Genomic DNA, 9,931 nt, shown 5'->3' with positions numbered 1-9,931 from the left:
ATTTTCAAAATTACAATGCTATTGAAATATCATCTATTCTTGACGAACGGGCAAAAAGAGGGTTACAGAAGTCATCGATGTCTGTGACGAGAAAGATTGCAGCTTACACGGTCAAAGAAGCAAACTCTGATGTCCGGGTTGGAATAAAAGCTTTGTTCTACTGGGCGACTCATGGCAGGAAGAATGTGGAGAAATGCTTTGAGAATGCTCGCAAGGATATCTATGTTGATTTGATTACCGACCTCTCGGATACCAATCTTCTCATTCTTAAGGCCGTAACTTTGATTGCAGACAAATTCGCCAAAAAAGTATTTGCCGCCTACAGTGATGTCTCGCGAAGAAATAATGAGAATCCGTGTTCGTATGTCCATTTCTATAATCAACTATCTTACCTTCAGTCGTTAGGGCTTATTATGATGTTGTCAACAAAGGTAAATAGGACGTATGCTAACCGCATAACTTTGCTCTGTAATTTGGAAATAATTAGAGAAGTCTACAAAATTCGATTTCTATAGGATTCAGTAAGCTTACAAGGCCGGTTTGACCAAGTTTTGAGATAAGATAGCAGAATACCATGGGCCTCTTAAGCCCAAGGTTCGGAGTTCAATTCCCTGACGACGCAGAAAGATAAGTTTAGTTGTAAAACACAATCCAGGCCAATTGACAAGTAATAGGTGTGCGCAGTTTATACGTTATTCTTCTTTTTGATTATTTATTATTTATTATTATTATTTATTATTTATTATTATTATTTATTATACTCCTGTTACTACTTCCAAATAGTAACGTGAGTACCTTATTATATGTAAATTGTTTTACGCATAAACTCCACACACACTACCCCTACTAAACGAAATCCGTCAGCTTAAAGTAGTAAACGGGCTCAAACTAAACTTTGACTGCAGCTCTCGCCTTTTTAACCTGCTTCAGTTGTCTTTTTTCCGCTTTTATCTCATGCCCGGTAAATGACTTTAGCCTCCGCTCCAAATACTCCAGCTCCTTAAAGATTTTTTGTATGCGTTCTTCCCAGGCAATGGCCTCATCAATTCGCGCAAGAGCATCCTGGACCCGATTAGCTCTGAGTGATGCCACTGAAGTCTGAATTGCATGCATGAAATCACGGTTATAGACCTCGGCCGCATCTTCAAGTTTTATAATCTTTTTTTCTGCATCAATCTTTTTCCATTCATCTTTTAACTCTACTTCAATTTGTTTTCGAGCGCTGACCGACAGGCTATGATATTCATCTCGAAGTTTTTGGAAATGACGGTAATCAAAATTGGACAGCTTTTGTATCCTCTGCTTAAGTAATGCCAAGTTTTTTGAAATGCGTTGTTCCTCCGCTGAGATGGCTTCTAACTTAGCGACGATCAGGTATCTTCCTTGTTCAGTGCCGCCAAACTCCTCAACCATTTTTCGCAGCTCCAATAAATCGGCGAGGATTTCTTTTGAACTACCGCTTGCTTGTTCACTTATTTTTTCAAGACCTTTCTTTATGAACTTCTTCTCCTTTTTTTCCTGGTCGATCTTGCCTTATGATGCGGTCATTGCAATTTTAACGAACTGGCGTCTTAAGAATCACCCAAAAGAAAATAAAGGAATAATCACGGCAAGCGAGATTGAAGAGCAAGTTGGGTGGGCTTTCAAGAAAAATTATACCGGATATGGATGCAGTGAACCGATTATTGAGTCATTCCTGCGACCCCAAGTGTCAAGTCATTTTGAAAAACAAGAATTTTGAAAACAAGTAGTCACTGTTTTGAGTAATCATGGAACCGCTGAATCTCGACATCAAGGAAGCGTCTAAATATCTCGGCATAAGCTGGAGATACTTAGACGAAATCAAATGCAAGCGATTAGATCCGGCCAATAAGAAATTCGTGAGGTACATCAATCAAGGCAAGCGAGTGCTTTTCCCAGTCGAAGAATTGAGGCGATTTAATCAGCAGCTAAAGCGTGAACAGTGGCAAGAAAGTAGTTGATTTTTGTTAGCGATTTATTAAATTTTCGCTATGTCTTATAGAGCGGTCATTGAAGAAAATGTGAAACAGGCCAGAAAAGCCGGCAAGCTAATCTGGAATATAGATGTTTATGTGAGGGGTCTACCTAGATATCAAAAAAGGCATTATGGTACGAGGACAGAGATAGCTCGCCTGGAAGCGAAAATTCATGAAAAAATGCTTACCAAAGTGGGCCAGGTTTCCGGAGCACAGAAGGACCTCACTTTCAATGAATTGGCTGATTGGTATATTGAATATGTCAGGCCATTACAGAAAAGTTGGCAGACGACTGTAAGCCGAATCAAAAATATCAATCGATTTTTAGAGGCGACGGGGCAAGCGAAAAAGAAATTAAGCGAATTTCATACGAGCGACGTCATTGACTATATGCGATGGCGGCGAGGGCAACTTCCGATGAACACGAAGAAGCCAGTATCAGAGGTAACGATAAAAAGAGAGGTTGTGTGCTGGAAAACGATGATCAAATTTGTGGTTGAGAGCCATGAATTTAACATAAGTCATGATTTTACCAAACCGGTCAAAATGATTAAAGAAGATCCGAAGTTTGAAGATGGTTTGACCGTCGAACAGTATCAGCAACTTCTCGATCATGCCGCTGACTACTTGCAACCGGTGTTAGAGTTTGCCGGAAATACAGGCTGGCGGAAGTCCGAAATCTTACGGTTGCGACTCAGGCGTGTTAAGTTGTTTGACGTGGGTGGATTTGCCCTGTTGGAGGATAGCAAAAACAATACTCATAGAATGACCACGGTGCCTTCAGACTTAGCGGATACCATCACGAATCTGCCCTCTGGGGGAACCTGTGACAACTGCAACAAAGAGATCAATCATACGGATGCTGACTGCCAGTTTGTTTTCACACGCAATGGCAAGCCGATTAAAGATATTAGAAAAGTGCTTAAAAACGCTTACCGGGATGCTGGTTTGATGGGGATCTATGATGTGGCAAAACCGCTACATAGATTTAGAAATTTCTTTCGCACAAATCATGCGGAGATGGGAACCGACATTGCGGTCATTATGCAAGAAGGGGGCTGGAAAGATACCAATATGATGATGCGCTATTTGGACAGAAGAAAATCGATGCGCAGAAATATTGCTGAAAACTACAGCCAATATTTGAAGAAAAAGTCAGCAACGGTGGTCGAACTTCAAAATGCGATTGTGAAAAAAATGTGAAATTCGGGTTTTACCGCTAAAAAAACAGCATATATAAGTGTAATTAAATTAAATAGTTGCCGGGGTGGTGAAATTGGCAGACGCGCTGGACTCAAAATCCAGTGGACCTCGGTCCGTGAGGGTTCGAGTCCCTCCCCCGGCACAAAAGATTTGCTCTTTTTGCTAGACCCCACTCTTTCCTAATCCATTGTACCGCCCAAAAACTCACTAAAACAGAAAGGATATCAGTTATCAACATACTTATTCTTTTAATTACGCTTATTTCTGGAGTCGTATACTTTGTTTTAGGCAAAGCGATTTGGTTGTTGGCAGGGCTTTTTTTGCTGGTTCTATTTACTAGATTTAACCCAAAAACTAAAGCACTTGGCAGATTTAGTGAAATATTATTTGTATTTTGTTTAATTTCATTTATTATTAATACATTAGGAATCAATTATCCTGAGTCTTTAATTATTGTTTGGACTTTTTTAATTCTTCTTATTTTTTATGAGGGACCGGAATGGAGTAAATTATTCTTTGGGTTTGGCGAGACCAAAACTTATTTTAAATTGGCATTGCTTATTGCGGCAGCCAGTTCTCTGGTATTCGGAACGCTTATTTTTTTTAGAATTTCAACCATCGAGAATCCCATTCCGCTTGACTGGCCGACCGATGCCCTGATTGTTTTAGGATTAGGGTTTGCTTTTTATTTGGCCATCATGGAAGAGACCATATTTCGAAGTTTTATTTTTGAACGTGCGCAACAAGCTGCCGGCAGTACTTACGCCGTTCCGATTCAGGGTGCTTTTTATGGATTAATGTATTACAAAACTGGCGTGCCCAGCGGAGTCGGAGGTGTCATTTTTGGAAGTCTCTTTGGAATGGCTCTAGGATATTTAGTGAAGAAAAGCGGCAGCATTTATTTGTCAATGATGGTTAACGTCATTGTCACTTTTATCATATTCCTGGAATTACTGTTTCTGGGAAAGTATCAATTACAGTAAACGGTTGTCCATATTAGCTCTGGTAAAATTTCTACGGCAATCGCATATAATAACGAGGAACTTCTAAGATCCTTAAAAATGAACTAAAAAAGGCTCAAGGCGAAATTGAGCTCAAATCGGCTTCATTAAAGTTTAATTATACCAGGTATTATGAGAAAGAAATGGCAGCAAAGCTAGTCGTTGCTTCTGCTAAAAACTTTGCTCACCGAATCTATCTAGGGCGGGGGATTTACGGCGATTTGCAGTTGAGATATTGTCAAGGGGCATTTGTTGAAAACGAATGGACCTACCCTGATTATAAGTCTGAACCAATTCTTCAATTTCTTGAAAAAACCAGAAAAACTTATTTCAATCAATTAAAAGACCTTCATGACGCAAGTTACTTATGAAAATGCCGGTGTGAGTCGTGAGGTTAGCGAAAGTGCGAAGGATTCAATAAAGGCATTTGCTAAGACCACTCATTCAAAAAACGTCCTGAAAGAAATAGGTTTATTTTCTGGATTTTATGACCTGGATTTTAAGAAGTATAAGCGACCCATTTTGGTGTCGAGTATTGATGGTGTTGGTACGAAGGTAAAAATTGCGCAAATGATGGGAATCTATGACAGTATCGGCCGGGACCTGGTAAATCACTGTGTCAATGATATAATGGTTTGCGGCGCTGAGCCGCAATTTTTCATGGACTATCTGGCCGCAGATAAACTTCATGTAAATGTTGTTGAAGAAATCGTTAAGGGAATTGCAGGAGCATGCAAGGATGCCGGTTGTGCGTTAATCGGTGGCGAAACCGCAGAAATGCCGGGTGTTTATGCACCAGATAACTTTGACGTTGCCGGTTCGATTGTTGGTGTCGTTGAGTTTGACAAGATTATCGACGGCAGTCAAATCAAAGCGGACGACTGCCTGATAGGTGTTGCTTCAAACGGTTTACACACGAACGGCTATTCTCTGGTTCGGAGAGTATTTTTCGAAAACAGTGATTATTCGGTTACAATGCGTTTGGACGAAACTCAGTCAACTTTGGGGGAAGAGCTTCTGAGAATCCATCGGTCATACCAGAGGCTGATCGAGAAAATCAAAAATTCGGAAGGCTTACATGGAATTGCGCACATAACCGGCGGCGGAATTGTCGGAAATACCGCTAGGCTTCTCAGAGATGATTTGGAATTGCAAATCGACTGGTCGGCATGGGAGATGCAGGCTATTTTTAAAATTATTCAAAAAGAAGGCAATATTCCTGATTCGGAAATGAGGAAGGTTTTTAATCTCGGAGTCGGGCTGGTTTTGGTGGTAAATACTGGTACCGTCGAATCCTTTTTAAATGCCTGCAAAACCACAAGTGAACAAGCTTTTGTAATAGGTTCGGTTACTAAAAAATAGGAAAGAAGACTTTGGCAAAGTTTGGAGTAATCGGTGCAGGAAGTTGGGGTACGGCATTGGCTGTGTTGCTCCATGCAAACGGTCATACCGTGCACTTGTGGAGCCGAAATGCAGAGGTGATTAAGAATTTAGTTGACGAGCGGGTTAACCGAAAATATTTGCCTAAAGTGGAAATTCCTGAAGGAATCGAAATTGAGACTGACTTGAATAAAGCTGTTGGTGCGAAGGATGGTCTATTAATCGGCGTCCCCTCACATGCCGTGCGCTCCGTGATTAACCAATTTGATGAAATTGATGAAGCGACGATTATAATCAGCCTCGCCAAAGGAATTGAAAATGACACTCTTCTTCGAGTCAGCCAAATTTTAAATGAAAAATTCAACGAGGACAAAATCGCGGTTCTATCCGGCCCGAGTCACGCCGAAGAAGTTAGCCGTTGCGTTCCGACGGCTGTGGTTTGTGCTTCGAGTAATTCAGATACTGGAAAATGGGTACAGAAGACATTCATGTCGTCGGAGTTTCGGGTTTATGTGCATAATGATGTCATTGGTGTTGAAATCGGCGGGGCATTAAAAAACATTGTCGCCGTGGCGGCGGGGATTATCGATGGCGTTGGGGCAGGAGATAATACGAAGGCAGCTTTGATTACCCGGGCACTGGCAGAAATTACCCGACTCGGGACCAAATTAGGCGCTGACTCTTTGACATTTGCAGGGCTTTCCGGCATGGGCGATTTGATCGTCACCTGCATGAGTAAGTACAGCAGAAACCGTCACCTCGGTGAACAAATCGGCAGAGGTAAAACCCTCGAAGAAGTTTTATCTGAAATGGTAATGGTGGCTGAAGGCGTTAAGACCACACGCTCGGCCTATGAGTTAGCAGCGCAACATCAAGTAGAAGTACCCATTATAACCGAAGCTCATAAAGTGCTGTTTCAAAATAAAGATCCTAAGGAAGCAGTTTACGATCTGATGACGAGAGCAGCAAAATTTGAGGACTGGGGTTAATGACAATAACGTCATTAAGCCATTAGGTCATTGGCCTTCGGCGTCATTATTGAGAGCAGCAAAAGTTATCTCTTTAAATGACGGTATCCCCGCGACTTTACTGGAGACAGGCGTAATGACTGCTGATGATTGCACCGTGCTTCTGAAACAGAAAAACCCGAAAAATTTTCAAATTTGCGGCTTACCGCATCATGGCGAAACCAAGAGATGAAATTCAAGTTTAAATTAAAAAGAGCAAATACTCTTTTTCAGAACTGGTATTAAAAGGATGATTCAAAGAAACATCGAACGCGATGAAGTTGAGGAAACATTTGGAGCGGGTAAAATTATTGAAGAGTTTATCTTTTAGTCTGAATTATGATAAAATCAATCCTTCTTTCAGTTGATGGTTCAACTTATACAGACGCCCAGGTAAAATATTGCATTCAGCTTGCTAAAGCTTTTAAATGCAAAATCAAAGTTTTATCAATTGTTGATATTCGTATTTTTGAATGGGCGGCAGTTATGGGAACGGACGGCTTTGTCCCAATGCTTCCCTCAAACATTTATAAAGAAGAATCACAGAAAATTCTTGAAGCAAAAGCTGATGCAGTTCTCGATAAATGTTCGAGTATTTTAAAACAAGAAGGAATCCAATTTGATGTTGAGAAAATTTCCGGGCCGCCCGTGGATATTATCTGCGAAAAATCCCGTCTTGTGGATTTGTTACTTATGGGCGCCCGCGGCGAATTCGCCAAGTGGAAAAGCCGTGTTGTTGGTGCAACCCTGGATGCGGTCGTTCGCCAGTGGAATAAACCGATTTTGATAACCCCCGAGAAGTTTACAAAGGTTTCTAAAGTACTATTTGCCTATGACGGCAGCGATAGAGCCAACAAAGCTTTACAATTAGCCGGCTTGTTCGGAACGGAGCTGAATGTTCCGTTGGTGATTTTAACCGTGCACGATAAAAAGGCTATTAGAAAAAAGTTTTTGGAAGAAGCGAAGATATACCTGGAGCCTTATGAAATTCCGGTTGAACTGCTTGGTGTTTCGGGTCATCCCGAACAAGAGATTCTTAATGTTGCAGATGAGCATCAATGTGATTTAATCATTATGGGAGCTTTTGGCCATTCCAGGATAAGAGAAACGATTTTAGGCAGCACGACCGAACATATTCTCAAGAATAAAATAATACCGGTTCTTTTATCAAAGTAATTAATAATATGATGCAGGATAGAGCATACAATGAAAGATAGAGTCTATATCTCAGATATTTCAAAACATGCGGACCAGGAAGTCAAAATCAAGGGGTGGCTTTATAACAAACGTTCCAGCGGGAAATTATGGTTTCTCCAGGTCCGGGATGGCAGCGGCCTTATTCAAGCCGTCGCTTTTAAGGGCGATGTGAGTGAAGAAGTTTTTCAGCGCTGTGAAAAAGTGACTCAGGAATCCGCCATCATTGTCACCGGTAAGGTCAGCGAGGATAAACGAGCGCCCAGCGGTTATGAGCTGCAGATGAAAGATGTTCAAATTGTGCATCTGGCGGAAGAATATCCAATTTCTCCGAAGGAGCACGGCTCGACTTTTTTGATGGACCACCGCCACCTTTGGCTGCGGTCTTCGAAACAGAACGCTATCCTGAGAATTCGGCACGAAGTCATCCGGGCTTGCCGCGACTTTTTTGACAGCCGTGGCTTCGTGTTAATCGACGCCCCGATTTTTACTCCAAATGCTTGTGAAGGTACTACAACATTATTCGAAACCGAGTACTTTGGCTCGAAGGCATATTTAACTCAAAGCGGCCAGCTTTATATGGAAGCCGGTGCAATGGCTTTTGGCAAAGTCTATTGCTTCGGTCCAACCTTCCGGGCGGAAAAATCCAAAACCCGCCGGCATCTCACTGAATTCTGGATGATTGAACCGGAAGTGGCCTATTTGGATTTGGACGGCGATATGGATTTGGCTGAAGACTTTATTGCATATATTGTGCAAAGGGTTTTGGAAAATCGAAGAGCGGAGCTGGAGCTCATTGAACGAGATATTGCGCCTCTTGAAAAAGTGACGAAGCCGTTTCCAAGGATTTCTTATGATGCAGCAGTTGATATTCTGAAGAAAAAGAACATAGAGTTTGAGTATGGTAATGATTTTGGAGCGCCTGACGAAACGGCTATTTCAGATGAATTTGACAAGCCGTTACTGGTTCACCGTTATCCTGCTCAGCTGAAAGCGTTTTATATGAAGAACGACCCGGAGCAACCGGATAAGGCGTTGTGTGTTGATATGCTTGCCCCTGAAGGATACGGAGAAATAATAGGCGGCGGTCAACGGGAAGATGATCTTGAAACTTTAGAGCAAAAAATAATAGAACACGACCTGCCGAAGCAAGCCTTTGAATGGTTTCTCGATTTGAGGAGATATGGCAGCGTGCCCCATTCCGGTTTTGGTCTTGGCATAGAAAGGGCCGTCACCTGGATTTGCGGCCTCGATCATCTCAGGGAGACGATTCCTTTTCCGAGACTCATAAATAGATTGAATCCCTGATATGCGGTGTCAAATGATTGGGGTCATTGGCGGTGGGAAATGCCCGGCAGAGATTGAAAATATTGCCGAAGAAGTTGGGTCACTTATTGCTCAAAAAGGGGGCATTCTGATCTGCGGCGGCTTGTCAGGTGTCATGGAGGCCGCAAGCCGGGGAGCAAAGAGAAGTAAGGGTACAACTATCGGTGTTCTCCCCGGGAATCGCAAGAACGACGCGAATCCATATATTGATATCCCCATTGTTACTGGATTGGCAGATGCGAGAAATATCATTATTGTCCGTTCTTCTGACGCGGTGATCGCAATTAATGGAAAATACGGCACTCTTTCGGAAATTTCCTTTTGTCTTGCCTATAATGTTCCGGTCGTCGGACTCAAAACCTGGAACGTCGATCCGGCGATTATTCAAGCAAATAATGCGAAGGACGCAGTAAACAAAGCGTTTGATTTAGCATCCAACTGAACAATGGAAGTTTGTGCAAAAATGATTGTGAAGGGCAGGGTGCAGGGGGTTGGCTTTCGCTGGTTTGTTCAGCAGAGGGCAAAGAAATTTGGAGTGAGTGGTTACGTGAGAAACCTTGATAACGGAGATGTTGGAATCGAAGCAGAAGGAGAACGCGGCAGGGTAGAGGAACTTATAAAATCTGTCAAAGTGGGGCCGACCTTTTCAAAAGTTGTGGATATTGTTATCGAGTGGCAGAAATTCACGGGAAAGTACGATTCATTCAATACGACTTTTTAAAACTTACAATATTGAATAACAAGTTACTTTGGCGACTTGCCGTGGTAAAAATAATTTCCACCGAAGCACACCGAATTCGCCGAGGGTCACCGAATATATTAA

General features: G+C 42.1%; 14 protein-coding genes and 1 tRNA gene. 14 read left to right on the top strand and 1 reads right to left on the bottom strand.

The annotated features are described in order from the left end of the window. Positions 1 to 77: 77 nt before the first annotated feature. Positions 78 to 515: a hypothetical protein gene (locus tag IH879_13230; GenBank protein MCH7675898.1), complete on the top strand. Its 438-nt coding sequence runs from the start codon at positions 78 to 80 to the stop codon at positions 513 to 515. Positions 516 to 888: 373 nt separating this feature from the next. Here IH879_13230 and IH879_13225 read toward each other — a convergent pair whose 3' ends face one another. Beyond that, positions 889 to 1,413 carry a hypothetical protein gene (locus IH879_13225; protein ID MCH7675897.1) on the bottom strand — a complete coding sequence of 175 codons (525 nt, stop codon included), beginning with the start codon at positions 1,411 to 1,413 and terminating at the stop codon, positions 889 to 891. Positions 1,414 to 1,495: 82 nt separating this feature from the next. On the opposite strand from IH879_13225, the gene IH879_13220 reads away from it, so the two are divergent. From IH879_13220 to IH879_13160, 13 genes are all read left to right on the top strand, one after another. Next, positions 1,496 to 1,741: a hypothetical protein gene (locus IH879_13220; GenBank protein ID MCH7675896.1), complete on the top strand. Its 246-nt coding sequence runs from the start codon at positions 1,496 to 1,498 to the stop codon at positions 1,739 to 1,741. Between the two features lie 28 nt (positions 1,742 to 1,769). Further along, positions 1,770 to 1,982 (top strand): hypothetical protein, encoded by a 213-nt coding sequence (locus IH879_13215; GenBank protein ID MCH7675895.1) that lies wholly within the window; start codon positions 1,770 to 1,772, stop codon positions 1,980 to 1,982. Positions 1,983 to 2,012: 30 nt separating this feature from the next. Next, positions 2,013 to 3,200, top strand: a complete 1,188-nt coding sequence (locus IH879_13210) for a tyrosine-type recombinase/integrase (GenBank protein ID MCH7675894.1) — start codon at positions 2,013 to 2,015, stop codon at positions 3,198 to 3,200. A gap of 58 nt (positions 3,201 to 3,258) precedes the next feature. Further along, a tRNA-Leu gene (locus tag IH879_13205) sits at positions 3,259 to 3,342 on the top strand. 412 nt (positions 3,343 to 3,754) lie between these two features. Next, positions 3,755 to 4,183 (top strand): CPBP family intramembrane metalloprotease, encoded by a 429-nt coding sequence (locus IH879_13200; GenBank protein MCH7675893.1) that lies wholly within the window; start codon positions 3,755 to 3,757, stop codon positions 4,181 to 4,183. A 161-nt stretch (positions 4,184 to 4,344) separates the two neighbouring features. Beyond that, positions 4,345 to 4,572 (top strand): DUF4416 family protein, encoded by a 228-nt coding sequence (locus IH879_13195; protein ID MCH7675892.1) that lies wholly within the window; start codon positions 4,345 to 4,347, stop codon positions 4,570 to 4,572. Next, positions 4,553 to 5,563, top strand: coding sequence for a phosphoribosylformylglycinamidine cyclo-ligase (locus IH879_13190; GenBank protein ID MCH7675891.1), 1,011 nt, complete (start codon positions 4,553 to 4,555; stop codon positions 5,561 to 5,563). The genes IH879_13195 and IH879_13190 overlap by 20 nt, the downstream gene beginning before the upstream one ends. A gap of 11 nt (positions 5,564 to 5,574) precedes the next feature. After that, positions 5,575 to 6,570 (top strand): NAD(P)H-dependent glycerol-3-phosphate dehydrogenase, encoded by a 996-nt coding sequence (locus IH879_13185; GenBank protein ID MCH7675890.1) that lies wholly within the window; start codon positions 5,575 to 5,577, stop codon positions 6,568 to 6,570. 49 nt (positions 6,571 to 6,619) lie between these two features. Then, positions 6,620 to 6,781, top strand: a complete 162-nt coding sequence (locus IH879_13180) for a hypothetical protein (GenBank protein ID MCH7675889.1) — start codon at positions 6,620 to 6,622, stop codon at positions 6,779 to 6,781. Between the two features lie 146 nt (positions 6,782 to 6,927). After that, entirely contained in the window at positions 6,928 to 7,764 is an 837-nt protein-coding gene (locus IH879_13175) for a universal stress protein (GenBank protein MCH7675888.1), read from the top strand. Between the two features lie 30 nt (positions 7,765 to 7,794). Beyond that, complete coding sequence (asnS, locus tag IH879_13170) at positions 7,795 to 9,090, top strand: asparagine--tRNA ligase (GenBank protein MCH7675887.1); 1,296 nt, start codon at positions 7,795 to 7,797, stop codon at positions 9,088 to 9,090. A gap of 1 nt (position 9,091) precedes the next feature. Then, a complete protein-coding gene (locus IH879_13165; GenBank protein MCH7675886.1) occupies positions 9,092 to 9,550 on the top strand; it encodes a TIGR00725 family protein in 459 nt (152 codons plus the stop codon). Positions 9,551 to 9,553: 3 nt separating this feature from the next. Beyond that, on the top strand, positions 9,554 to 9,829 hold the full coding sequence (locus IH879_13160; GenBank protein ID MCH7675885.1) for an acylphosphatase: 276 nt from the start codon (positions 9,554 to 9,556) through the stop codon (positions 9,827 to 9,829). Positions 9,830 to 9,931 lie beyond the last annotated feature (102 nt).

The organism is candidate division KSB1 bacterium, assembly GCA_022562085.1.
Classification (GTDB): Bacteria; Zhuqueibacterota; Zhuqueibacteria; order Oceanimicrobiales; family Oceanimicrobiaceae; genus Oceanimicrobium.
Note: the sequence above shows the minus strand (reverse complement) of the source record. Positions and strands in the feature narration are given on the sequence as shown.